Source organism: Pseudomonas extremorientalis, from assembly GCF_024584605.1.
GTDB lineage: Bacteria > Pseudomonadota > Gammaproteobacteria > Pseudomonadales > Pseudomonadaceae > Aquipseudomonas > Aquipseudomonas extremorientalis.
Genome location: NZ_CP089519.1, coordinates 459,775 through 483,928 on the forward strand (window position 1 = coordinate 459,775; position 24,154 = coordinate 483,928).

At 60.7% G+C, this 24,154-nt stretch carries 27 protein-coding genes; 4 read left to right on the top strand and 23 right to left on the bottom strand.

Annotated features, from left to right (window positions below; all coding sequences use genetic code 11):
• Nucleotides 1-62: 62 nt before the first annotated feature.
• Genes LUU92_RS02020 through ubiE form a run of 9 tightly spaced genes read right to left on the bottom strand, consistent with a single transcriptional unit; the run spans nt 63 to nt 6,035 of the window.
• Nucleotides 63-770 carry a 16S rRNA (uracil(1498)-N(3))-methyltransferase gene (locus LUU92_RS02020; RefSeq protein WP_092246351.1) on the bottom strand — a complete coding sequence of 236 codons (708 nt, stop codon included), beginning with the start codon at nt 768-770 and terminating at the stop codon, nt 63-65.
• Nucleotides 767-1,555, bottom strand: a complete 789-nt coding sequence (gene tatC / locus LUU92_RS02025) for a twin-arginine translocase subunit TatC (protein ID WP_257103099.1) — start codon at nt 1,553-1,555, stop codon at nt 767-769. The genes LUU92_RS02020 and tatC overlap by 4 nt, the downstream gene beginning before the upstream one ends.
• A complete protein-coding gene (tatB, locus tag LUU92_RS02030; RefSeq protein WP_257103100.1) occupies nt 1,552-1,956 on the bottom strand; it encodes a Sec-independent protein translocase protein TatB in 405 nt (134 codons plus the stop codon). The genes tatC and tatB overlap by 4 nt, the downstream gene beginning before the upstream one ends.
• Nucleotides 1,957-1,966: 10 nt before the next feature.
• Nucleotides 1,967-2,245, bottom strand: coding sequence for a twin-arginine translocase TatA/TatE family subunit (locus LUU92_RS02035; RefSeq protein WP_071492390.1), 279 nt, complete (start codon nt 2,243-2,245; stop codon nt 1,967-1,969).
• Between the two features lie 26 nt (nt 2,246-2,271).
• A complete protein-coding gene (locus LUU92_RS02040) occupies nt 2,272-2,604 on the bottom strand; it encodes a phosphoribosyl-ATP diphosphatase (protein WP_071492389.1) in 333 nt (110 codons plus the stop codon).
• A 2-nt stretch (nt 2,605-2,606) separates the two neighbouring features.
• On the bottom strand, nt 2,607-2,999 hold the full coding sequence (gene hisI, locus LUU92_RS02045; protein ID WP_058423690.1) for a phosphoribosyl-AMP cyclohydrolase: 393 nt from the start codon (nt 2,997-2,999) through the stop codon (nt 2,607-2,609).
• Between the two features lie 41 nt (nt 3,000-3,040).
• Complete coding sequence (ubiB, locus tag LUU92_RS02050; RefSeq protein ID WP_257103101.1) at nt 3,041-4,645, bottom strand: ubiquinone biosynthesis regulatory protein kinase UbiB; 1,605 nt, start codon at nt 4,643-4,645, stop codon at nt 3,041-3,043.
• Nucleotides 4,642-5,265: a ubiquinone biosynthesis accessory factor UbiJ gene (locus tag LUU92_RS02055; RefSeq protein ID WP_071492387.1), complete on the bottom strand. Its 624-nt coding sequence runs from the start codon at nt 5,263-5,265 to the stop codon at nt 4,642-4,644. Before LUU92_RS02055 ends, ubiB begins: the two co-directional genes overlap by 4 nt.
• Complete coding sequence (gene ubiE, locus LUU92_RS02060; RefSeq protein ID WP_016972732.1) at nt 5,265-6,035, bottom strand: bifunctional demethylmenaquinone methyltransferase/2-methoxy-6-polyprenyl-1,4-benzoquinol methylase UbiE; 771 nt, start codon at nt 6,033-6,035, stop codon at nt 5,265-5,267. The genes LUU92_RS02055 and ubiE overlap by 1 nt, the downstream gene beginning before the upstream one ends.
• Before the next feature lie 144 nt (nt 6,036-6,179).
• On the opposite strand from ubiE, the gene LUU92_RS02065 reads away from it, so the two are divergent.
• The 3 genes from LUU92_RS02065 (at nt 6,180) to LUU92_RS02075 (ending at nt 7,946) form a co-directional block, all read left to right on the top strand.
• On the top strand, nt 6,180-6,455 hold the full coding sequence (locus LUU92_RS02065; protein WP_071492386.1) for a polyhydroxyalkanoic acid system family protein: 276 nt from the start codon (nt 6,180-6,182) through the stop codon (nt 6,453-6,455).
• 105 nt (nt 6,456-6,560) lie between these two features.
• Complete coding sequence (locus LUU92_RS02070) at nt 6,561-6,983, top strand: phasin family protein (protein WP_028615406.1); 423 nt, start codon at nt 6,561-6,563, stop codon at nt 6,981-6,983.
• Nucleotides 6,984-6,995: 12 nt separating this feature from the next.
• Nucleotides 6,996-7,946: a phasin family protein gene (locus tag LUU92_RS02075; RefSeq protein WP_257103102.1), complete on the top strand. Its 951-nt coding sequence runs from the start codon at nt 6,996-6,998 to the stop codon at nt 7,944-7,946.
• 72 nt (nt 7,947-8,018) lie between these two features.
• Here LUU92_RS02075 and LUU92_RS02080 read toward each other — a convergent pair whose 3' ends face one another.
• From LUU92_RS02080 to LUU92_RS02105, 6 genes are all read right to left on the bottom strand, one after another.
• On the bottom strand, nt 8,019-8,546 hold the full coding sequence (locus tag LUU92_RS02080) for a fimbrial protein (RefSeq protein WP_071492384.1): 528 nt from the start codon (nt 8,544-8,546) through the stop codon (nt 8,019-8,021).
• Nucleotides 8,547-8,567: 21 nt separating this feature from the next.
• Entirely contained in the window at nt 8,568-9,506 is a 939-nt protein-coding gene (locus LUU92_RS02085; RefSeq protein ID WP_257103103.1) for a fimbrial protein, read from the bottom strand.
• Between the two features lie 56 nt (nt 9,507-9,562).
• Nucleotides 9,563-12,106 carry a fimbria/pilus outer membrane usher protein gene (locus tag LUU92_RS02090; RefSeq protein ID WP_371322032.1) on the bottom strand — a complete coding sequence of 848 codons (2,544 nt, stop codon included), beginning with the start codon at nt 12,104-12,106 and terminating at the stop codon, nt 9,563-9,565.
• Between the two features lie 140 nt (nt 12,107-12,246).
• The gene (locus tag LUU92_RS02095) at nt 12,247-13,005 is read right to left on the bottom strand and encodes a fimbrial biogenesis chaperone (protein ID WP_071492381.1); all 759 of its coding nucleotides are present in this window, start codon (nt 13,003-13,005) and stop codon (nt 12,247-12,249) included.
• Nucleotides 13,002-13,790, bottom strand: a complete 789-nt coding sequence (locus tag LUU92_RS02100; protein ID WP_257103104.1) for a fimbrial biogenesis chaperone — start codon at nt 13,788-13,790, stop codon at nt 13,002-13,004. Before LUU92_RS02100 ends, LUU92_RS02095 begins: the two co-directional genes overlap by 4 nt.
• Nucleotides 13,791-13,883: 93 nt before the next feature.
• The gene (locus LUU92_RS02105; RefSeq protein ID WP_071492379.1) at nt 13,884-14,465 is read right to left on the bottom strand and encodes a fimbrial protein; all 582 of its coding nucleotides are present in this window, start codon (nt 14,463-14,465) and stop codon (nt 13,884-13,886) included.
• Nucleotides 14,466-14,833: 368 nt separating this feature from the next.
• Here LUU92_RS02105 and LUU92_RS02110 point away from each other — a divergent pair, with 368 nt between their 5' ends.
• A complete protein-coding gene (locus tag LUU92_RS02110) occupies nt 14,834-15,508 on the top strand; it encodes a response regulator transcription factor (RefSeq protein ID WP_231999479.1) in 675 nt (224 codons plus the stop codon).
• A gap of 36 nt (nt 15,509-15,544) precedes the next feature.
• Here LUU92_RS02110 and LUU92_RS02115 read toward each other — a convergent pair whose 3' ends face one another.
• The 8 genes from LUU92_RS02115 to LUU92_RS02150 form a co-directional block, all read right to left on the bottom strand.
• Nucleotides 15,545-16,165: a TetR/AcrR family transcriptional regulator gene (locus LUU92_RS02115; RefSeq protein WP_071492378.1), complete on the bottom strand. Its 621-nt coding sequence runs from the start codon at nt 16,163-16,165 to the stop codon at nt 15,545-15,547.
• Between the two features lie 27 nt (nt 16,166-16,192).
• On the bottom strand, nt 16,193-17,875 hold the full coding sequence (gene phaC / locus LUU92_RS02120; RefSeq protein WP_257103105.1) for a class II poly(R)-hydroxyalkanoic acid synthase: 1,683 nt from the start codon (nt 17,873-17,875) through the stop codon (nt 16,193-16,195).
• Between the two features lie 89 nt (nt 17,876-17,964).
• Nucleotides 17,965-18,810 carry a poly(3-hydroxyalkanoate) depolymerase gene (gene phaZ, locus LUU92_RS02125; RefSeq protein ID WP_071492376.1) on the bottom strand — a complete coding sequence of 282 codons (846 nt, stop codon included), beginning with the start codon at nt 18,808-18,810 and terminating at the stop codon, nt 17,965-17,967.
• A gap of 85 nt (nt 18,811-18,895) precedes the next feature.
• Nucleotides 18,896-20,575, bottom strand: a complete 1,680-nt coding sequence (gene phaC / locus LUU92_RS02130) for a class II poly(R)-hydroxyalkanoic acid synthase (RefSeq protein ID WP_071492375.1) — start codon at nt 20,573-20,575, stop codon at nt 18,896-18,898.
• A 249-nt stretch (nt 20,576-20,824) separates the two neighbouring features.
• Complete coding sequence (locus tag LUU92_RS02135; RefSeq protein WP_071492374.1) at nt 20,825-21,202, bottom strand: gamma-butyrobetaine hydroxylase family protein; 378 nt, start codon at nt 21,200-21,202, stop codon at nt 20,825-20,827.
• A gap of 148 nt (nt 21,203-21,350) precedes the next feature.
• The gene (gene hslU / locus LUU92_RS02140) at nt 21,351-22,688 is read right to left on the bottom strand and encodes an ATP-dependent protease ATPase subunit HslU (RefSeq protein ID WP_257103106.1); all 1,338 of its coding nucleotides are present in this window, start codon (nt 22,686-22,688) and stop codon (nt 21,351-21,353) included.
• A gap of 37 nt (nt 22,689-22,725) precedes the next feature.
• Nucleotides 22,726-23,256: an ATP-dependent protease subunit HslV gene (gene hslV, locus LUU92_RS02145; RefSeq protein ID WP_010563201.1), complete on the bottom strand. Its 531-nt coding sequence runs from the start codon at nt 23,254-23,256 to the stop codon at nt 22,726-22,728.
• A 195-nt stretch (nt 23,257-23,451) separates the two neighbouring features.
• Nucleotides 23,452-24,153, bottom strand: coding sequence for an SPOR domain-containing protein (locus LUU92_RS02150; protein ID WP_025858692.1), 702 nt, complete (start codon nt 24,151-24,153; stop codon nt 23,452-23,454).
• Between the last annotated feature and the right edge of the window lies 1 nt (nt 24,154).

The following is a 24,154-nucleotide window of genomic DNA, read 5'->3' on the forward strand; positions in this document are numbered from 1 at the left end:
ATCGGCCGGCATGCGCAATTCTGTAGTGAAGCTGTACCCGTGTGGGAGGGGGCTCAGGGCGGTCAGAAGAGGCGGGCGAGCAGGGCGGTGACGGCGGTTTCGACGCGCAGGATGCGGGCGCCGAGTTGTACCGGCTGCAAGCCGGCCTTGGCCAGCAGGTCCACTTCGTAGGGAATCCAGCCGCCCTCGGGACCAATCGCCAGAGTCACTGGCTCGTCGAGGCCGCGGGGGCAGGCTGGGTAGTCGCCAGGATGACCGACCAGGCCCAGGGTGCCCTCAACCAGTGCCGGCAGGCGGTCTTCGACAAACGGCTTGAAGCGCTTCTCGATAATGATCTCGGGCAGCACCGTGTCCCGCGCCTGTTCCAGGCCGAGGATCAATTGCTCGCGAATCGCCTCGGGCTCCAGGAAGGGGGTTTGCCAGAAGCTCTTCTCGACCCGGTAACTGTTGACCAGCACTACTTTGGGCACGCCCATGGCCGCTACGGTCTGCAGCACTCGGCGCAGCATCTTCGGGCGCGGCAGGGCCAGCAGCAGGGTCAGCGGCAGTTTGGCCGGCGGCGGTTGGTCGAAGCTCACATGCAACTCGGCTTCACTGGCCTCCAGGCGCAGCAGTTGGGCATTGCCCATCAACCCGCCGATGCGGCCGACGCGCAGGTTGTCGCCTACGGCGGCGCGGTGGACTTCCTGCATGTGCACCAGGCGCCGATCACGCAGCACCACGCGGTCGGCCGCGATGAAGTCGGCCTCCTCCAGCAGCAACAGGTTCACGGCTGGGTCGCTGGCGGCTGGTCGTCGTCGCGCTGGTCGTCCGGGTGTTCGCCGCGCTTGCTGATCAGGCTGCTGAACAGGATGCCGATCTCGAACAGCATCCACATCGGCACGGCCAGCAGGGTCTGGGAGAAGATGTCCGGCGGCGTGAGGATCATGCCGACCACGAAGCAGCCGATGATCACGTACGGGCGAATCTTCTTCAGGTACGTCACGTTGACCACGCCGATCCATACCAGCAGCACCACGGCCACCGGAATTTCGAAGGCCACGCCAAAGGCGAAGAACAACGTCATCACGAAGTCGAGGTAGCTGGTGATGTCGGTCATCATTTCCACACCGGCCGGGGTGGCGGCGGCGAAGAACTTGAAGATCAGCGGGAACACCAGGAAGTAGGCGAACGCCATGCCGGTGTAGAACAGCAGGATGCTCGACACCAATAACGGCACCGCGATGCGTTTCTCGTGCTTGTACAGGCCCGGCGCGATGAAGCCCCAGATCTGGTGCAGGATCACCGGGATCGCCAGGAACAGCGAGACCATCATGGTCAGCTTCAGCGGCGTGAGGAACGGCGACGACACATCGGTGGCGATCATCGTCGCGCCGGCCGGCAGGTACTGGCGCAGCGGCGTGGAGACAAAGGTGTAGATCTGCTGGGTAAAGGCGAACAACCCGGCAAAGATGATGAAGATGGCCGCTACGCAACGCAGCAGGCGGGTACGCAGCTCGGTGAGGTGCGAGACCAGCGGCATGTGCTGGTCGTTTTCCGGTTTATCAGCGCTCATGGGGCTCGCGGCGGCAATGTAGGGTCATGGGGCGCGGGCGGCGCGGCAGGCGTCGGCGCAGGCTCGGTTGGCGCGGAGGGTGCCACGGGAGCGGCTTCAACGGAAGGCGCGATGCTGTTTTGAGCCGCAGGTTCGACCGGTTTGGCAGGCTCCTGCACGGGCGACAGAATCTTGCGGGCTTCCTGCTCCAACGAGAGGATGTGCTCGTTGTGCAGTTGCCGGCGGATCTCGTCGGCGCCGATTTCCCGTTCAACTTCCTGTTTGATGGCGTTGAAACTGCGTTTCAGGCGCCCGATCCACAGGCCGGCCGTGCGCGCTGCACCGGGCAGGCGTTCCGGCCCCAATACCAGCAGGGCCACGAGGCCGACGAGCAGCAGTTCAGAGAAGCTGATACCAAACATTAGTCAGTGCTCACGAGTCTTTGCGGGTCGGCTCTTCGACTTTCTCAGCCTGTACGTCGAAAGTACGACGCTCGCTGATTGGCTGGGTAGCCTGCGGGTGCACAGGCTGCGCCGGAGGCACGGGGTTGACGGCAGGGTCGGCCGGCTTTTCGTCGTCGTTCATGGCTTTACGGAAGCCCTTGATCGACTCGCCCACATCGGTGCCCAGGTTCTTGAGTTTCTTGGTGCCGAATACCAGTACCACGACCACCAGAATGACGATCCAGTGTTTCCAGTCAAAAATGCCCATGCTGCGTATCCTCTAGTCTTGGTTATTCAGGCGGACGGGCGCGAGGCCTTCTCGGCGTGCCCGGACAAGCCGAAGCGACGGTCCAGTTCATCCAGCACAGCCTGTGGGTGCTGCCCCAGTTGGGCGAGCATGACCAGGCTATGGAACCACAGGTCGGCGGTCTCGTAGATGACATCGCTGCAGTCGCCGCTGAGCTGCGCATCCTTGGCGGCGATGATGGTCTCGATGGACTCTTCGCCAAGTTTTTCCAGAATCTTGTTCAGGCCCTTGTGGTACAGGCTGGCGACGTAGGAGCTGTCGGCGTCCGCGCCTTTGCGGTCTTCCAGCACCTGGGCCACACGGTTCAGGGTATCGCTCATGTCTAGTGTCCTGCCGAGTAGATAGCGTGCGGGTCTTTGAGCACCGGCTCCACGACTTTCCATTCGCCGTTCTCGAACACGCGATAGAAGCAGCTGTGACGGCCGGTGTGGCAGGCGATGTCGCCGATCTGCTCGACCATCAGGATCACCACGTCGGCGTCGCAGTCGATGCGCATCTCGTGCAGGGTCTGCACGTGCCCGGACTCTTCGCCCTTGCGCCACAGTTTGCCACGCGAGCGTGACCAGTAGATGGCACGCTGCTCAGTGGCGGTGAGGCTCAGGGCCTCGCGGTTCATCCAGGCCATCATCAGCACGCGCCCGGTCTTGTAGTCCTGGGCAATGGCCGGCACCAGGCCGTCACTGTCCCACTTGATCTCGTCCAGCCAGTCTTTCATGTTCAGCTCCGGCAATTTGCGACAGTGTATAACCGGATTGGCTATCGACGCACGATCAGATAAACACCCACGGCGACCATGATGCCGGCCGGCCAGTGGCCCAGTGGGTTCAGCGGGCCACCAATGGCGAGCATGACGCCGCCGACCAGATGCGCGGCGCCCAGCAGGCGCAGGAACCAGTCGTCCTTGGGCTTCTTCCAGGGCGGCGACGGGTCCTTGGCGTGGGGTTGGGACATGCGCTCCAACAGGTCGCGGGTCATGTTGGCCAGATGCGGCAGTTGCTCCATCTGGCTGTGCAGGTTGCCGAGCATGGTTTTCGGGCTCATACGCTCGCGCATCCAGCGTTCGAGGAACGGCTGTGCGGTGTTCCACAGGTCGAGGTCCGGGTACAGCTGGCGGCCCAGGCCTTCGATGTTCAGCAGGGTTTTCTGCAATAGCACCAATTGTGGCTGCACTTCCATATTGAAGCGCCGCGCGGTCTGGAACAGGCGCATCAGCACCTGGCCGAAGGAAATATCTTTTAACGGTTTTTCGAAGATTGGCTCGCACACCGTGCGGATCGCCGCTTCGAACTCGTTGAGCTTGGTCTCGGCCGGCACCCAACCCGAGTCGATGTGCAATTGCGCCACACGACGGTAGTCGCGCTTGAAGAAGGCGAACAGGTTGCGCGCCAGGTAGTCCTGGTCTTCCGGAGTCAGGCTGCCGACGATGCCGCAGTCGATCGCGATGTACTGCGGGCTCCACGGGTTGACCGTGCTCACGAAGATGTTGCCCGGGTGCATGTCGGCGTGGAAGAAACTGTCGCGGAACACCTGGGTGAAGAAGATCTCCACGCCACGCTCGGCAAGCATCTTCATGTCGGTGCGCTGGTCGGCCAGGGTCGCGAGGTCGGTGACCTGCACGCCATAGATGCGCTCCATCACCAGTACTTTCGGGCGGCACCAGTCCCAGTACACTTGCGGCACGTACAGCAGCGGCGAGCCTTCGAAGTTGCGCTTGAGCTGGCTGGCGTTGGCCGCTTCGCGCAGCAGGTCGAGTTCGTCGTAGATGGTTTTTTCGTAGTCGGCGACCACGTCCACCGGGTGCAGCAGGCGTGCGTCGGCGCTGAAACGCTCGGCAGCGCGGGCGAGGATGAACAGCCACGCCAAGTCCTGGCCGATGATCGGCTTGAGGCCGGGGCGGATCACCTTCACCACCACTTCTTCGCCGGTCTTGAGTTGCGCGGCGTGCACCTGGGCGACCGAGGCCGAGGCCAGCGGGTCGACGTCGAAACGGCTGAACACGTCGCTGATCTTCTTGCCCAGTTGCGCTTCGATGAGCTTCATCGATTGCTGGGAGTCGAACGGCGGCACGCGGTCCTGCAGCAGCATCAGCTCGTCGGCGATGTCTTCGGGCAGCAGGTCGCGGCGGGTCGAGAGGATCTGCCCGAACTTGATGAAGATCGGCCCCAGGTCCTGCAAGGCCAGGCGCAGGCGCGCGCCTCTGCTGAGTTCCAGCTGTTTGCGCGGGAACCAGCGCCATGGCAGCACATAGCGCACGGCGAGCAGGAACCACGGCAGGGGCAGGGCGAACAGCAGGTCATCGAGGCGGTAGCGGATTACGACGCGCTGGATACGAAACAAACGGCGGACGGCGAGCAGCTTCATGCGTTATCGCTTGGATCAAGGGAGCGGCTCAGGCGCTCGAAGCGCGCCTCAAGGCGTTCCAGGTCGATTTTGGCCTTGTCGAGTTCACGAAAGCGCGCTTGCGCTTCCCGCTCCCCGACCAGGGTGCGCGATTCTTCGCTCAGGTATTCGGCGAGGTTCTGGTTGAGGCTGGCGAACCCTTGCTGGTACCAGCGCGAACGGCTGCGCAGGTGCCCGCTGATCAACTGGGTGGCGACGGGGCCGATCCAGCGCGACAGTTCGTATTCCCAGTCCAGTTCCAGGTCCTGCAGGATGGCGGCGAGGTCCATCAGCACCGAGCTGTCGCCCTCCAGCTCGACTTCGGCGCTGTGCAGGATGGCGGTCTTGTTGCGGCTCAGGGCCAGGTGCAACAGGCTCGATGCCGGCGCACGCAGCGTGCAGTCGGCGTCGGCGGCCCACTGGGTCGCAAGCATCAGGCCTTCATCGCTGGGCAGGATAAACAGCTGCAAGCGGGGGCTGCGGCAATCGACGGCAATGACTTTACCGTTGAGGTGCGCAAGCCGTGCCAGGGCGGTGCTGTCCAGGCGCAGCACACGGTTGAGGCCGTGTTCAACGCTGGCGAGAAGGCCTTTGATCAGCATCAGGGCTTGATGCCGCGGTGCAGGGCGACGATACCCGAGGTCATGTTGTGGTAGGTCACGCGGTCGAAACCGGCCTCTACCATCATCGACTTCAGGGTTTCCTGGTCGGGGTGCATGCGGATCGATTCGGCCAGGTAGCGATAGCTGTCCGGGTCATTGAGCACCAGCTTGCCCACCAGTGGCATGAAGGCGAACGAGTAGGTGTCGTAGACCTTGGACATCACCGCATTGGTCGGCTTGGAGAACTCCAGCACCAACAGGCGGCCACCCGGCTTGAGTACGCGCAGCATCGAGCGGATCGCGTCTTCCTTATGGGTCACGTTGCGCAGGCCGAAGGCGATAGTCACGCAGTCGAAATGGTTGTCCGGGAATGGCAGCTTCTCGGCATCCGCCTGGACGAACTCGATATTGCCGGCCACGCCTTTATCCAGCAGGCGATCGCGACCGACCTTGAGCATCGAACTGTTGATGTCGGCCAGCACCACCTGGCCGGTCGGGCCGACGAGCTTGGAGAACTTGGCCGCCAGATCGCCCGTGCCGCCGGCGATGTCCAGCACGCGGTTGCCGGGGCGAACGCCCGACAACTCGATGGTGAACCGCTTCCACAGGCGGTGCATGCCGCCCGACAGCACGTCGTTCATCAAGTCGTACTTGGCTGCCACGGAGTGGAACACCTCAGCGACTTTTTCCGCTTTTTGGCTTTCCGGGACGTTCTTGAAGCCGAAGTGAGTGGTGGGTTCGGCATCGCTGCCTTTGCGCTGATCAGTCATATCGCTGTCACCAAAAGAGAATGCGGGACATGATAATCCCCAAGGCCTGCTTTGTCTTGGCAAGGCTGACGGTAAGATGGGCGGTCAGCGAGACCTTTTGCCGCATCGAAGGTATCCAAGTCCCTATAAAGAGGAGTCATTGCAATGGCCCGTATAACTGTTGAGCGTGCACATTCCCTGGGTAAAGAGGGCGCGCGGGCAAAGGCCGACAAGTTGGCGCACAAACTCAAGGAGCAATACGGCCTGGAGCCGTCGTGGTCCGGCGATACCTTGAATCTCAAGCGTTCGGGGGTTAAAGGCACGGTATTAGTCGCTGAGGATTCGCTGCGCATTGATGTGGAGCTGGGGCTGTTGATGTCGGCCATGAGTGGCACCATCAAGTCCGAAATCGAAAAGGCCCTGGATAAGGCGCTGGCGTGATCCCATTGTTCTTAGGGTGCCGATTCTAATTTTCCCGCCTACTTTGTGCCCAAGCCCTCAACTCCTGTGGGCCGTTCCTCCCCCCTATTCTGCGTGAGGTGCACCATGGCCAAAGTTATCCTGAAGAAAAAAATCGACGCCCAGACCACCACCCTGAGCGAGGTCAAGTCCTATGCCCGCAAGATTTGGTTGGCGGGTCTGGGGGCTTACGCCAAGGTCGGAAGCGAGGGCGGCGAGTACTTCAAAGAGCTGGTTAAAACTGGGCAACATGTTGAAAGCAAAGGCAAAAAAGTTGCAGTTGAACAACTTGAGGCCGCCAACAGTCAGATTGACCAAGTAAAGAGTAATGTCTCCGCAGTCAAAGGTCTGGTAGAAGTTCAGCTGGATAAAGTTGAAAAAGCTTTTGATACTCGCGTTGCCAGTGCCTTGAATCGAATCGGCATTGCGTCTAAACATGACGTTGAGACACTCTCTGCTAAGCTCGAAGAGCTGACGACATTGCTAGAACGTGTCGCGCGTAAACACTAAGGAGACATCGGGATGGCTGTTAAAAAGACTACTCAGAAAGAAGGCAGCTCGTGGGTCGGGGAAGTTGAAAAATATTCCCGTAAGATCTGGCTTGCTGGTTTAGGCGTGTACTCGAAGGTTAGCAGTGACGGCGGCAAATACTTCGAGACTTTGGTCAAGGACGGCGAGAAGGCCGAGAAGTTGACCAAAACCACGGTTGGAAAAAAAGTTGAAGCGGCCAAGGCAACTGCCGGCTCTGCCAAATCCAGCATTGCTGACACTTGGGAGAAGTTGGAACAGACTTTCGACAAGCGCCTCGCCAGTGCCGTTTCGCGACTGGGCGTGCCGAGTAAAGCTGAACTCAAAACGCTGCACAGCAAGGTCGATACCCTGACCAGGCAAATTGAAAAACTCACCGGCGCCAAAGTGGCTCCGGCGAAAACCGCAGCCGCCAAACCTGCTGCCAAGCCTGCCGCTAAAACAGCAGCGGCCAAACCGGCTGCGAAAACTGCCGCCAAGCCTCTGGTAAAAGCCGCCGCCAAGCCGGCCGCCAAGCCGGCCGCCAAACCAGCGGCCAAGGCTGCTGCGAAGCCAGCCGCCAAAACTGCTGCAGCCAAACCCGCTGCCAAGCCTGTCGCTGCGAAAGCTGCTGCCAAGCCAGCCGCTAAACCAGCGGCTAAACCCGCAGCCAAGGCTGCTGCAAAACCAGCAGCAAAACCTGCCGCCAAGCCAGCGACCAAAACCGCAGCGGCCAAGCCAGCCGCCAAGTCGGCCGCCGCGAAACCGGCTGCCAAGCCAGCGGCAAAACCAGCCACCGCGAAGAAGCCTGCGGTAGCGAAAAAACCAGCAGCACCGAAGCCAGCTGTTGCCAAGCCTGCTACTGCGCCAACCGCCTCCACAGCCAACTCGGTGTCCGCGCCGACCCCTGCTGCTGCGACCCCGACTGCAACGCCGGTAACCCCGACGCCATCCAGTCAGTCCTGATTTTTTCCAGGAGACGAAAAATGCCCGGCCTACGAAGGTCGGGCATTTTTTTGCGCCCTTAAGGCCGTTTCGTCAGTTGTAAGTGATGGAAACGGTGACCGCGCTGACCAGGCTGCCCTGAGTGATGGCTTCACCGGTCTTATGGTAAGCCGCCGCGAGGGGAAGTACGGCCTTGTTGCCGTTCGTCGCCACAGTTCGGCTGCGCTGCTCAGGGGTGCCATTGGCGGGGATGGTCGAAAGGGTGGGCGCGCGATGTGTCAGCCACAGCGCAGTGCCTTTTGAGCCGCCGGTATTGGCAAATAACTCGCCGTTGCCCACGGCGGGTGTTCCGGCAAATAGGAAGATCACGTTACGGATATCCGATTCGCAGTCGGCGGTAACCTCGAAGTCGAGCTGGCCGGCGGAGGGGCTCGCGTCCAGGTCGGAAATCTTGATCGTTGGCAACGTAATGTTCCGATTTTCGTCGCCCGCTGCCAGGTTGCAGGTGCCGGCGTTGACTTGTCCGGCGAAACTCAAGGTGCCGGTAGTCGCGGCGTGGGCGGTGAGGCTGACGAGTCCGCCAATCATGGCCATCAGCAAGGGAATGCTTCGAAGGTACATTGGGTTTTCCTCGGGTTTCAGTTAGTTGTAGGTAATGCTGACGGTGGCGGTACTAGCCAGAGTGCCTGGGCTGACCCTGCCGTTTTTGTGGTACGCGGCGCTGAGCGGCAAGACCGCCCGATCACCGGACACCGTCACCGTGCGCTGGTCATTGACGCTGATGGTCTGAGGCACGCCATTGATGCGTGAGTAGAGCCACAGCCCTATGCCTTGGGCGGTGCCCGTATTGGCGAACAGTGCGGTGTTGTCTGGCGCGGGCGTCCCGGTAAAACGAAAGGTGACGCTGCCAGCGTCGGTGCAATTGGCGGTGAGATCGAAGTTCTGAACGCCGGCGTACGGTGCGTCTTTCAAATCGCCGACATTGATCGGGGCAAGTGTGATCAGGCGGTTGACGTCCCCGGCGGCGAGGTCACAAGTGGCGGGAGCCCGGATGAAACGTATGGCGTTGCCGAACACCAATCGAAAACTTTCCGGGACGTTATGCCACCTGTCCTCCCAGAGGCTCCCACTGGGTATGGTCCCGTCTGCCACTGTGCCCATCTTGTAGAACGTGACTTGCGCCGAGGTGAAGCTTTGGACTTTTCCAGGGTACATAACGGTGCTCTGACTGAAGAGCCCGAAGTTTGCCGGCCCGCCATCGGCCCATGTCATCGACACCGTGATACCGATACCGGGTACCTCAGTGCGATAGATGAGTGTGCCGGGGTACAGATCGCGTGCGTAGCGCCCGGTAATCGTCCTCAGCGTCTGCCCCCAGCAATGGGTTGTGAAGCCGGGTGATGTGCCGTTGAACGCCTGTCGCAGGATCACGCCGCCGACAGGAATGCTGTCCGGCACGCTGATTGTCGTGGCCGTATTGAGGGTCAGCGTTGCATCCGGGTACCTGTCACAGGCCGCCTGTGCAGTGATCGATGTGCCCAGGGCCAGTAGTGCCGCCAGGAAGGGGAGGTGATGTTTCATCTTCAGTCCATCGTGAAAAGTGGCTGTGTAAACACGGGATGAACGGCGGGCCGCAGTCATTGGCATGCACCTGCGTCCACCTGAAGCAAGCGGTTGGCGCCCTGTTGTCCACTGACGTCGTAACGAAGCCGGCAGGAAGCGTTTCCCTCGGAGCCCCACTTCACCGCCAGCACCCCCTGGGAGCGCGGTACGCGCGCAAAGGCTTTGCCACCCTGGCCGACCACGCCGACGCTGTCGCCATTCTCGTCGAACACATCGGAACCGAAGGGCAGCAGGCTGCCATCCTTGCGTAATGCAGAGATCAATAAGGCTTGGCCGCTGACGGTGTCGAAGTGCAGTTTCACCACCGAGCCTGCACGGGGGGCGACGTTTTGCGCGGCGCTCTTGAGTTCCACATCTACAGACAGGTCCTTGGGGTCCAACTCGACCACGTTCTGGCGATAAGGTGTGAGGTACGGCACCACGGCATACCCGCCCTTGCCGACCTGGGCGCCGTGATTGCCATTGATCCGCGCACCTTGTGCGCCTGGGGCCTGGACAATGCCAATGGTTTCGCCCAGTTCCGGTGCGAAAATCACACCACCTGCGTGAGCGACGATGCCGCCGGTCATGCCCAGGGACGTTGCGCGGTAGGCGTTGCTCTGGCCGAACCCTGCCGACAGCACGCCGTGGCTGGTCTGGTATTTCATGTCGGCAGAGACCGAATTACTGCGGCCCTGCGTACGGCTACCCCCTACTCCGTAGCTGAATTGGCCGCGCTCGCCCAGGGTGCCGCCGAGGTTCATCCGTTCACCGCTGCTTTGATCGCCGCGATAGACAGTGGTGGTCAGGGTGGGGGAGCGAGCGTCGCTGCCTAAGGGCAGGCTCAGGGTCAGTTCCACTTGCTTGTCGACCCGCTCGCTCAGCAGATCCTTGGTGCGCTGGGCGCTGAGGGTGTAGCGCAGGCCCTTCCAGTTGCCGCTGTAACCGGTGGTAAAGGTCAGGTTGCCGCTGTTGCGGTTCCAGTAGTTTTGCGAGGATCCGGTCAGGTAGACCGTGCCGTTGCTCAAGCTTTGATTGAGGCTGATGTCCATCCTGTCGCGCAGACGCGATACGTTATCCAAGTTGTGCCCGCCGATGGCGAGGTCGCGAACCCGTGCGGCGTCGGCGATGCTCAGAAAGCCTTGCGTGGAGTATCGGTAGGCGCCGAGGGCAAAGTGGGTGCCGGTGTCGGTGAAGTTCTTGCTGTAGCGCAGCTGCACGCTTTGCCCCTGGCGTGAACCGTGGCCCGGTAATGTTGCATCTGAGTGGGTCAGGTCAAGGGAGAGCGCGCCATACGGGGTATTGAATGCCGCGCCCAGCAATTGCGACAAGTAGTCGTCACCTGCCACCGTCCCGGTGTAGCCGGTCACCAGGTTACTGAGGCCGTGCTGGTAAGTGGCTTGTACGAGCCTTTGGGGGTGGCGCAGGCCGATTTCATCCATCCTGCCGACGCTAAGGGAATAGCGGCTGTGGCCAGTGCGCAGCAGATTGGCGTTGGCGGCGAATGGCACTATGAATTCGCGTCGACGGCCATCTGCCTCGGTCACCGTGACGGTCAAGTCGCCGCCATAACCGGTAGGAAACAAATCGTTGAGCACGAACGGGCCAGGAGCGACCGACACTTCATCCAACAACACGCCACGTTGGCGCACGGTAACCCGTGCATTGGTCTCGGCGATGCCGCGCACGACCGGGGCGAACCCGGTCTGAGAGTCCGGCAGCATCCGATCATCGCTGAACAGGCTGGCGCCACGCAGGCGCACGCTGTCGAACAGTTCGCCTGGGGTATAGATCTCGCCGAGCATCATCTGTGATCGCAGCGGGCTCAACTCGCGCTGCACATAGGTGCTGCTGCGCTGATAGCCCGAGGAGGTATCGGTCTGGCTGAAGCTGCCGCTGTGGCGCCAGTGCCAGTCTCCCAGATTGAGCCCCGTATTCAGGCCCAGGTAATGAGCGTCGACGGAGCGGCCATTTGTGCGGGTCTCAAAGGTGTTGGCGTTGTAGCGCACGAAAGCCGCATCGACCCCGCCGTCCCAGTGCCTGGGGTCGACATAACCGCGCGCTTTACGTGCCAGGTAGATCTGAGGAACCTGCAGGGTCAGGCGGTTTTCGCCCGAGTCGAATTGACCGGTGCTTCCCGGCAGGTAGGTTGAGATGTCTTCGCAGGGTGCAAACGCGGGAGTGGGCGTTTGTCTGGCTTCGGTGGGTTGAGCTTGTGCCGCGTCCAAGTCGATGCCAAACCTGAGCACGACATCCCGCTCCAGGCACATCTGTGCGGAATCTCGGCCCTTTACCGCGACAAACGTGAGGCTTTCGCGCCCAATCCATTGGCCATTGAGATAAACGTCGGTGCGGTAGCTGCCGGGCAGCACGACGTTACCCTGGCTGAATTTGCCTATGTCGACTTGTTGGCCGCCAACCCCATCCGGGAAGAAGGCCGGGTTGAACCTGACATTCTCGACACCTTGGGCGCCCACAGCATAGGCGCTGCTCATCAGTAAAAGGCAGCGCGTCGCAAGCATCAATTGATGACGCGCAAAAGGCCAGTTTCTTAAACTGGCGCGGGTGACAAAACTCATGTGTACCACTTCCAAAAAATAGGGGCTGTCCGAATTTGGGCAATGGGAAGCCCTACCCTGAAAACCGGGCATCAAACGAACGTGTGCAGTGAGGTCAGTAGCGGGGGGCGGGCCAATACGGCGCTAGGCAGCTCTCGGGGTCATGTCGAGACCCGGGCACTGTGGGTATTGCGCACTCCGTAGTCGTCGAGTGTCTGGAACTCCACGGTGGCGGCGCTGCCTGGTGGGGTTTTGAGGCTGGGCAGTTCGAAGCGCGTGCGATCACCCGGCGCCACCATGTTTCCAGCACCTGAAGACGCGGCCTTGCGTGGATGGCGCTGCCGGGACTCCAGCAACTCGACCTGTTCGAAGGTTACGTAGTAAGGCGTGGGGTTATAGACCTCCAGTACCTGGCCTTGCGCGGTCGATTCACGCCGCCATTGCAGTTTTCCCGGCGCCGCGTCGACCCCGGAAGGCAGGTTCGACGGTCGGAAAAACAGCTTGATCCGCGAGCGGAAGGCCAGTTGCAACTGATTGGCCTCCTGGGAGTGCGCGGGCACCTCCAACAGGTTGAGCCAGAACAGACTTTCCTGTTCGGTGGGCAAGGTGTCGCCCGTGTACGCCAGGCGTACGACCTGCTGCTTGCCTGGATCCATGCGAAAGATCGGCGGCGTGGCGATAAACGGCACCGTGGCCCTATCCGGGGTTGAGTGTTCGTCACCGCTGTCCAGCCAGACTTGGACCAGCACGGGTGCCTGGTTCTTGCTTTCGAGCCTGACCGTCACCTCCTTGTCGCGCTGCGGGTAGATGATCCGAGTGGTGCCAATGACCACACTGGCGTGCCCGGCGGCGGCACCAGACAGCGCAAGTGTCAATGCAATGAGACGGGCCACCCAGTGTGAAGTGAAAATGGCATTCATGGTTTTGATCGCCTGGCGCCTGGCGGTGTGACGCTTGCCGAGTGACGCACGCGGGCACCGAAGTCGCTGACGGCGGTGAATTCGACGTTCAGCGCGCCGGTGGGGTATTCGCGCAACAATGGCAGTGCAAACAGTTTCACGTCGCCGCACGGCATCATCAGGCTGTCGTTGGCCTCTTTGTTTGGTGCTTTAGTGAATCGTTTTCCTCCGTTCAGCAAATCCACCGAACTCAGGGAAACATGATATGGCGTGGGGTTGGTGGCTTGCAGGGCGTAGCCATGCTCATGTGCGACCAGTTTCCATTGCAGCTTTGACGCAGCACTGGCTACGGAGTAGGGCAATGCCTGTGGTCGCAGGAACACACGCAAGCGAGTCCGAAATGCCAGTTCGATCTGGTTGCCTTGTTCGGTACCGGCGGTAAGCGGTGGTACTTCCAGCACATTCAGCCAGTAGAGGCTTTCGCGATCGGGGGCTGCGGCCGCTCCGGTATAGCGCAGCCGCAGCGCCTGCTGCTGGTGGGGCTCAATGCGGAAAATCGGTGGCGACAGGGTAAATGGCGTGCGTACCGTCGCCGGCGTCGAGCGGATATCGCCCGTGTCCAGCCAGGCGTGTACCAGCGCTGGACGGTCACCTTTGTTCTCCAGGCGTACCACCACTTCCTGCTGGTCAGCGGGATAGATCACGCGGGTGCCATGCATAATGACCCCGGCCCGGGCGGGAACTGCTTGCAGCAATAACCCCACAACACCACAGGTGTAAAGCACGAGGCAGGCCAGCTTTTTCATGCTCAAAGCTCTCTTCGAATCAAGCGGGTGGGCCTGCCTGGCGGCGGCAGGCCCGTTGCGCGCAAGGCCCGCCAGAGCGGGCCTGCTTTTCTATCAATCGGCGTACACGACCATGAAGCCGACGCGGGTCTTGACAGTACCTTCAGTCGCGGCACCACTGGCGTACATCTGTGCGGCCAATGGGATGACAGCCTGGTTGTCGGCGATGACCACACCTTCGGATTTTTCCGTGTAAACGTTGATCGGAGTGCCATTACGGTTCGTCACCTCAACCTGTACGTTCTTGGCGTTGGTGGTGTCGGACGGGTCATCGTAGCCGTCGATGTTCAAGCGCCCGGTCGCCACATCAATGGCCGGGCTGGTAGGGTCGAATGCAACCATTGCGGTGCGTCCGTTGGTGCAGCCACCTTCGCCAGGTGCGCCGATGCGGATGGTGAAGCCGGTCAGGTTGGCGCGATCACCCGGTTTCTGCAGGCGTGCGGCGGACACGCCACCGAGGTTGACGTCTTTGACCACGGCGCCGGTGCCTGGCGCTGCGCCTTCAATGGTGCAGGTCGTATCGCTCACCAACCCGGTGAAGTTGATGGTTCCGTCGTTGGCAGCCTGTGCCGGCTGCGAAACCGCCGCGGCTAAGGCGAGTACTACGGCGAGGGTAGAGAAAACGTTGACTTTCATAGTGTTCCCAATCGTGAGTTATCTGAGTAACCCGCCACACATTGAAGTGTTGCATCGGTAATTTGTTTCGTTTTTTTACCGAATGGCAGGTGGCAGTAATTTGGCTGGGAACGTTATTTTTGCCTATCGACAGGTCACGAGATTTATCTCGTAAATATTCGAAGTCTAAAATTTTAATTAAAACAATTGTATGTGGTGGTGTCTGTAGGGTTTCAATGTAAGACATGTATGTAGGAATAACTTGTCAGGCGCATGTTGGCTGTTTTTGATGGATTGATTCACGAAAAAGGCTGCGCTATACACTGTTCGTGCAACGAGCATATGTGTACTAATTTTTACTTACTTGAGCGAACTTCCGGGTGTCTGAAATGCACACCATCATGTTGCTGGATAATCATGAAATGGTTCGGCAGGGAATTGAACTGGGCCTGCGCAAAGAGCCCGACCTGGAGGTCATCGGGTCCTTCGGCACATCCAGGGAGTTGCTTGATGCGCTCGGCCAACAACCTGCGGATGTGGTGGTGATGGACTTTACACTGGGGCCGTCAGACATCGATGGCCTCGGCCTGATCCAGATGCTGGGCAGGCGTTTCAAACGTTGCAAGGTGCTCGTTGTGTCATCCCGCTGCACGCGCGCAACGGTGATACTGGCGTTGAAGGCCGGGAGCTTTGGAGTGCTGGGCAAGACCGAACACCTCACGGAATTGATCGTGGCTATTCGGACTGTCGCCCAGGGGCGGATTTACCTGCAGCGTTGCATGTTGTCGGTGCTGCGGGAGGGAGAGTCTGTTCTGGCACGGGAGAATATCAAGTCGACACTTGAAAATGCACTGCCGGTACGATTGAGCGGCGCCTTGACCCCCAGGGAACAGGAGGTCCTGCGTTGTTTTCTGGACGGAATGTCCGTGAATTCAATTGCGGCAAAGTTTTCGCGTAGCGCGAGTACTATCAGTACACAAAAACAGTCGGCGTATCGGAAGTTGGGTATCAGGACTGACAGTGAGCTTTTTATGTTTACCAAGCAGTTTGGTCGTCCTGATTAACGCCGCGTGGTTTGAATGTTTGACTTGCGCGAGTATTTAAATCGGCCTGTCCAGATAACGCAGGGCCAATTGCTCAGTTGTCTGGCGTGCCGGCGATAGCAGATGGGGCGCCACCAGCATCATGATCTGGTAAACCACCACCTGTACTTCGCCTTCACGATCGAGAATCCGTTGGTAATCCAGGGAGAACAGCAAGGTCATGGTGATCTGCTCCACCAGTTGCCCCAGGGCCTGGGTGCTACTGACCAGTTGTCCTGCCGTCTTCAACCGCGCCAGCAATGACGCCAGGGTCCGTTTCAGCGCCGTCAGCAGGTTGCGAATGCCCTTGGCCAGCTTCGGCAGGCGCCCTGCCAGATTCGACAGGTCCTGAAACAGAAACCGATAATGCGCCATGCGCTCGACAATCAAGTGCAAGAACAGCCAGTAATCCTCGGCTTCCAATTGCGCGTCTGGCGGTGGGTCCAGCAGGGGCGCCAGCTCATTCTGGAAACGCTCGAACAGCCCCAGGACCAGCGGCTCCTTGCCATGGAAGTGGTAGTAGAGGTTGCCGGGGCTGATCCCCATTTCATTGGCCACCTCCATGGTCGACACGTTGGGTTCGCCCTTCTGGTTGAACAGTTGCAGGGCGCATTCAAGGATACGGTCGCGGGTCTTCATCCAGTCTTCTTAAGGTGATCGTTGAGCTCAGCGCACGCGCACGTAAGTGCCCGGTGCCGCTTCCATCGGTGGGTAATTCTGGTTGCCCAGGGCGGTGAGGGTTTCGCGTTGTACGCCGGAACGCTGTTGGATCCATTCCAGCCAACGCGGCCACCAGCTGCCTTCGACGTGGTTGGCGTCGTAATACCAGGCGCGTGGGTCGCTGCTCAGCTTGAGGTTCTCGACGTAGTTGGCCTTGGGGTTGCCCGGCGGGTTGAGAATGCTCTGGATATGCCCGCTGTTGGACAGCACGAAGCGCCGCTCGCCGCCCAGCAACTGAGTGGAGCGATACACCGCATCCCACGGCGTGATGTGGTCGTTGATGCCGGCCACGCTGAAACTGTCCACCGTGACCTTCTGCAAATCGATGGGCGTGCCACACACTTCCAGGCCGCCCGGATGGCTCAGTGGGTTGTGCTTGAAGAAGTCCAGCAGGTCGCCGTGCAAGGCGGCGGGCAGGCGCGTGTTGTCGTTGTTCCAGTACAGGATGTCGAAGGCCGGTGGTTCCTTGCCCAGCAGGTAATTGTTGATCCAGTAGTTCCAGATCAGGTCATTGGGGCGCATCCAGGCAAATACCTTGGCCATGTCGCGGCCGTCGAGCACGCCTTGCTGGTAGGAGCGACGCTTGGCGGCTTCCAGGGTCTGCTCGTCGGCGAACAGGGTGGCGGGGCTGTCGATCTGGCTGTCCAGCAGGCTCACCAGGTAACTTGCGCTGGAGATGCGGCGCAGCTGGCGCTTGGCCTGTAGGTGGCCTTGCAGCGCGGCGATGGTCAGGCCGCCGGCGCAGGCGCCCATCAGGTTGACCTCGCGGGCGCCGCTGATCGCGCGACAGACGTTGAGTGCTTCCTCCAGCGCGGCGACATAGGTGGAAAGGCCCCATTCGCGATGCCGCACATCCGGATTGCGCCAGCTGACCATGAAGGTCTGCAGGCCGTTTTTCAGGGCGTACTGCACAAAGCTGTTGGCCGGGCTCAGGTCGAAAATGTAGAACTTGTTGATTTGCGGCGGCACGACCAGCAGCGGCTTGGCGTACTGTTTTTCGCTCATGGGCTTGTACTGGATCAGCTCCAGCAGCTCATTGCGAAACACCACCGAACCGGGGGTGGTGGCGACCGTCTTGCCCACTTCGAAAGCGTGCTTGCTCACCTGGCGTGGCAGGCCATTGTTGTGCAGCAGGTCTTCGACCAGGTTGGTCACCCCGCGCACCACGCTGTTGCCGCCGGAGTTGAGCAGCTCCTTGACCGCCAACGGATTGAGCAGGGTGTTGGACGGCGAGACCGCATCGTTGAGCAATGAGAAGGCAAAGTGCGCACGGGCCCGGTCATCGTCGCTGAGGGTGCTGTCATCGATCCAGTGACGTGTCTGCTTCTGCCAGCTCAGATAGGCCTGCAGGCTGCGGCGGTACAGGGGGTTTAGCTTCCAGGTGGGGTCGTTGAAGCGGCTGTCGTTGGGGTTGGGTTCGTGCACGGTTTCACCGAGCACTACGCGACCCAGTTGCCCGCTCAGCGCCCAGGCATGCCGAACGGTATGCACCGGGTTGCGCAGGCCATGGGCAGCCACGCTGCGCAGCGTCGACAGCAAATCCCGGCCGCGCAGGCCGGTGATCGCATTTTGCGCGTTGATGAACGCGGCGGGTGTGGGCGCCGGGTTCGTCACGGGTCTTTCTCGCATGAGCCAACACTCCTTCGTCAAGCCATCAAACAGGCACGCCAATTCAGAACCATAGTCGGTTCCTGGCAAGTTGCGCGGCGGTGTGGTCCTTACACGGCCGGTCGCGGATGAATCACCGCGCGCATGCGCTCCTCTTCAAGAAACTTCATGATGATCGGCGCCACGGCTTCGGCCCGGGTGATCAGGAACAGGTGGCCGTCATCGATGATGTGCAACTGTGCATTGGGAATGCGCCAGGCGAGCATGCGCATGTTGATCAGCGGGATCAGCGGGTCATCGTCCCCCGCCAGCACCAGGGTGGGCTGGCGGATCTTGTGCAGCCAGTGGATGCTGGTCCAGCCCAACCCGGCGAACAGTTGCCAGTAGTAGCCGAGCTTGCCGGCCGAGCGCACTTTGCTGGCGTGTTCGGCGGCCAGTTTCGAATCGCGGCGGAACGAACCGCCGTAGATCATCGGCGCGATGCGCACCACGTGGGACGGCTGGATGTAGCGGCGCGGGCTGGCCATCAGCCACAGCACTTTTGGCTTGCCCGGCACCATCACTGCACCCGCCGCCGTGGCTGCGAGGATCAACTTTTTGCACCGCTCCGGGTAGTCATAGGCAAACTGCTGCGCCAGCGCGCCGCCCCAGGACACGCCAACGGCATTCACCTGGCCATAGTTCAGGTAATCGAGCATACGCGCGGTGAGTTTGGCCAAACCGGGAAAGCGGTACGGTCGATTGGGTGTCGACGAACCGCCCACGCCGGGCACATCGAAGGCGATCACTTCCAGGTCCGGGTCCAGCGCCTGGACGAACGGAAACACCAACTCAAGGTTGGCGCCGATGCCATTGAAGATCAGCAGCGGCGTCAAGTGAGGCTTGCCCGGGCGTACCGCCGTGCGGATGGTCTGGCCATCCAGGTCGATGGTACGGAAGATGAACGGTTGCGGCATGCTCAAACCCTGTGAAGTGTTACAGCCGGAATGCGGTCAATGTGGGACGGGGCAAGCCCCCTCCCACACTTGAATGCATTTCAATTTAGCGTTCGTGTACGTAGGTGCCGGGCGCCGCCTCTGCTGCGGCGTAGGTTTTGTTACCCAAACTCGTAGGCGCCTTTTTCAACTTACCCGCTCGCTCCGCCTGCCATGCCTGCCAATGCAGCCACCACGAATCCGTATGCTTGGTCGCATTCTCCTGCCACTCAAGCGGCTTGCCCGCCAGGCCATCGCTGGTCTGGTAGCGCGCCTTGGGGTTGCCCGGCGGGTTGAGGATGCTCTGGATATGCCCGCTGCTCGACAGCACGAACTCGACCTTGCCACCAAACAGCTGCGCCGACTTGTAGCAGGATTGCCACGGCGTAATGTGATCGTTGGTGCCCGCCAATGAATAGATATCGGCGGTGACCTGCTTCAGGTCGATGGGCGTGCCGCACACTTCCAGTGCGTTGGCGCGCACCAGTGGGTTGTTCTTGAACAGTTCGATCAGATCGCCGTGGAACGCCGCCGGCAAGCGCGTGGTGTCGTTGTTCCAGAACAGGATGTCGAACACCGGCGGCTCGTTGCCCAGCAGGTAGTTGTTAACCCAGTAGTTCCAGATCAGGTCATTGGGGCGCATCCAGGCGAACACCTTGGCCATGTCGCGGCCTTCGAGTACGCCGGCCTGGTAGGAATGGCGCTTGGCCGCCTCCAGGGTCTGCTCGTCGACGAACAGCGCCACCTGGGTGTCCAGCGTGGTGTCCAGCACGCTCACCAGCAGGGTCAGGGCGTTGACCTTCTTCTCCCCCAGCGCCGCGTAGTGGCCAAGCAGGGCGGTGCAGGTAATGCCGCCGGAGCAGGCGCCGAGCATATTCACGTCTTTGCTGCCGGTGATCGCGGTGACCACATCGACGGCTTCCTTGAGCGCTTCGATATAGGTCGACAGGCCCCACTCGCGCTGCGCCTTGGTCGGGTTGCGCCAGCTGACGATGAACGTCTGCTGGCCGTTGCGCAGGCAAAAGCGCGCCAGGCTCTTCTCCGGGCTCAGGTCGAATACATAGAATTTGTTGATCTGCGGCGGCACCACCAGCAGCGGGCGTTCGTGCACCTGTTCGGTGATCGGCTTGTACTGGATCAACTCCAGCACGTCATTGCGAAACACCACCGCGCCTTCGGTGGTGCCCAGGGTCTTGCCCACTTCAAAGGCGCCCATGTTGACCTGGCTGGGCATGCCGCCGTTGTGCACCATGTCCTTGGCCAGGTGGGACAGGCCGTCGAGCAGGCTCTTGCCGCCGGTTTCAAAGAAACGCTTGACCGCCGCCGGGTTGGCCGCGCTGTTGGTGGGGGCCATGGCTTCGGTCATCAGGTTGATCACGAAGTGGCCACGGCTGATGTCCTGTTCCGACAGGTTGCTGTCGCCGATCCAGTCGTGCAGTTCCTTGCGCCACGCCAGGTAGGTTTGCAGGTAGCGCTTGTAGAGCGGGTTCTGGCTCCAGGCCGGGTCGGTGAAACGACGGTCATCGCTTTCCGGCACGAGCGCGGATTTGCCAAACATCACATTCTTCAGTTCGACGCCAAAATGGGCGACGTGCTTGACGCTGTGCAACGGTTGCTTGATGGCTTGGGTCAGCACCATCTTCGCCGAGGCGAGTAAATCCTTTTTACGTAACGCGATGATCGGGTTGAGCCCCAGAGTGTTTTCCGAGGCCTGGCGTTTCAAGTCATCGTTGTTCTTGTTACTCATCTACGACGCTCCATTGTCCGAAAGACGAGTACCGGGGACCGCTGCGCACCCAGTTTCGATACACAACACAAGCCTGGTACTGCGACTCGGGTGACCGTTGATACCACATCGTCAAATGCAGGGAACTTGCCAGTTCCATTGGTTACCCGAGTTTAATTTTTTTCGCAAGCGGGCCAATCGTTGGCCACGCGACAGGGCATTCAAGCAGATGAAATTAGAAAATGCGCTCTAAAGAGCAAGACGCCTGAGCTAGAGCATCAGCCGTACGACCGACTCGCTCGGGTCGCGGGTTTTGCCGGCGGCTTTGAGTTCGGCAAGATAGTCGGCCCACAGCGCGTCCTGACGCACGGCCAACTGATAGAGGTAGTCCCAGGTGAACAGTCCACTGTCATGCCCGTCGTCAAAGGTCAATTTCAGTGCGTACTGGCCGGCCGGTTCGATCTTGATCAGCTTCACGTTGAGCTTGCCGAATTGCAGGATCGGCTTACCGTGACCCTGGACCTCGGCGGAAGGCGAGTGGGTGCGCAACAGTTCGGCAGGAAGTTGGTACACCTCGTCGGGCCCGTAGGTGAGGCCTAGGGTGTTGGAGGTTTTGTGCAGGTTTACCGCGGTGGGGAATTTGGACATGGGTAATGATCCTGAAGAGACCGGCTTCAACATGTGGGAGGGGGCTTGCCCCCGATAGCAGTGTGTCAGTCAGTACATAGTTGTCTGACAGACCGCCATCGGGGGCAAGCCCCCTCCCACATTCAAGCGAAGCGATTCTGTGTGAGGCTTACAGAATATAGCGCGACAAGTCTTCGTTTTGCGCCAATTCGCCCAAGTGGCTGTTGACGTAAGCCGTGTCGATCTTGATCACTTCGCCATTCTGCGCACTGGCCAGGTCGCCGGCACTGAAAGACACTTCCTCCAGCAGCCGCTCCAGCAAAGTGTGCAGGCGACGGGCGCCGATGTTCTCGGTCTTCTCGTTGACCTGCCAGGCGATCTCCGCCAGGCGCTTGATACCGTCTGTCTGGAACTCGATGCCCAAGCCTTCGGTTTTCAGCAGTTCACGGTACTGCTCGGTGAGCGAGGCGTGCGGCTCGCTGAGGATGCGTTCGAAGTCGCCCGGGGTCAGCGCCTTCAACTCCACGCGAATCGGCAGGCGGCCTTGCAGCTCCGGCACCAGGTCGCTTGGCTTGCTCAGGTGGAACGCACCGGAGGCGATAAACAGGATGTGGTCGGTCTTGACCATGCCCAGCTTGGTGTTCACGGTGCAACCTTCGATCAGCGGCAGCAGGTCGCGCTGTACGCCTTCACGGGACACATCGACGCCGCCGGAGTTACCGCGCTTGGCCACCTTGTCGATCTCGTCGATAAACACGATGCCATGCTGCTCGACCGCCTCCAGGGCCTTGGCCTTGAGTTCTTCCTCATTCACCAGGCGCCCGGCTTCTTCGTCGCGCACCAGTTTCAGCGCTTCCTTCACCTTGAGCTTGCGGCTTTTCTTCTTGCCCTTGCCCATGTTGGCGAACAGGTTCTGCAACTGACTGGTCATCTCTTCCATGCCAGGCGGGGCAGAGATGTCGACGCCGGACACTTCGGCGACTTCGATCTCGATTTCCTTGTCGTCCAGCTGGCCTTCACGCAGGCGCTTGCGGAACAGCTGGCGGGTGTTGGAGTCCGAGGCCGGTGCGGCGTCTTCGTTGAAACCCATGCGTGCCGGTGGCAGCAAGGCGTCGAGGATGCGTTCTTCGGCGGCGTCTTCGGCGCGATGGCTGACCTTGGTCATTTCCTGTTCGCGCAGCATTTTCAGGGCTGCGTCGGCCAGGTCACGAATGATCGACTCGACGTCACGGCCCACATAGCCCACTTCGGTGAACTTGGTGGCTTCTACCTTGATGAACGGCGCGTTGGCCAGCTTGGCCAGGCGACGGGCGATCTCGGTTTTGCCGACGCCGGTCGGGCCGATCATCAGGATGTTCTTTGGCGTTACTTCAACGCGCAGTTCTTCGGGCAGTTGCATCCGGCGCCAGCGGTTACGCAGCGCGATGGCTACGGCGCGCTTGGCATCGTCCTGGCCGATGATATGGCGGTTGAGTTCATGGACGATTTCGCGGGGAGTCATGGACATAATGTTTGGCGGCCTCAAGCGGGAATAAGCCTACGGCTTACTCGGCGAGGTCCTGCTCCTCAATGGTGAAGTTGTGGTTGGTGAACACGCAGATATCGCCTGCGATGCCCAGGGCAGTCTCGACGATTTCGCGGGCCGACAGGTCGGTTTTCTTCAACAGTGCGCTGGCTGCCGCCTGGGCGTAGCCACCGCCGGAACCCATGGCGATCAGGCCATGTTCGGGCTCAACCACATCGCCGTTGCCGGTGATGATCAGGGACGCGTCTTTGTTGGCGACGGCCAGCATGGCTTCCAGACGGCTGAGGGAGCGGTCGGTGCGCCATTCTTTGGCGAGTTCGACTGCGGCGCGCACGAGGTGGCCCTGGTGTTTTTCCAACTGGCCTTCGAAACGTTCGAAAAGGGTGAAGGCGTCGGCGGTAGCGCCGGCAAAGCCCGCGAGAACCTGGCCGTGGTACAGGCGACGCACTTTCTTGGCGTTGCCTTTCATCACGGTATTACCCAGGGAAACCTGGCCGTCGCCGCCCATGACGACTTTGCCGTGGCGACGTACTGAAACGATGGTGGTCAAGGGGAGAGTCTCCACGCAGCGGGGCGAAAATGCCCTGATGGAAACTCATATGGGGGTGGCGGAGGGGATTTCAACCATAGGGGGTTATGGCGGACGAGTGGTGCTCAAGGGTCTGACACACATCCACAGCGCTGCAAAACCAAATGTGGGAGGGGACAAGCCCCCTTCCCACATTTGATCCAGGTTGGCTGAAGGTCAGCGGCTCTGGCGTTGTTGTAACAACAGGTTGCTAAAACCCGCGCCGGCCAATTGCTTTTGCGCCACGGTCAGCTGTTCACGGTTGCTGAACGGTCCTACCAGTACGCGATACCAGGTCGCATCCTTCACAGTGCCGGACTCCACTGTCACCGACTGGCCCAGCAGAATGATCTGCGCCCGCACGCGGTCCGCATCCGCCTGTTTGGGGAACGAGCCCGCTTGCAGGAAGAACTTGGTCACTGGCGCGGCCTTGGTTTCGGCCACCGGCGGTGCTGGCGGCGGGGTGATCCCGGCCAATGCGGCCTGGGCGCGCGCTGTGTCGATTTTAGCGGCTTCCGCCGGGGTGACCGGGGTGGTCGGCACTTGCGGCGTCGGCAGGGTTTTCTCCGGCACGGCGTCCGGCGGCACGATCACTTCCGATTCGGGCAACAGCGTGTAGAAGTCGTACTTCGGCTTTACCGGAGCGGTCGGGCTCGGCGCAGTCTTGTTGGCTTCGGCCATTTTCGTGGCCTTCTGTTGCTCCTGCTTGACCCGTTTGACGTCATCGCCCTTGCCCGGATCCAGTTTCATCAGGAATACGATAAACGCGCCGACGGTGAGGCCGATCGCCATCCACAACCAGCCCGGGATCGGCTTCTTCGCCGGGGCCTGATAGCGGCTGGCGCCGCGCTTGGGTGCAGGTTTTTTCTTGGCAGCCAAC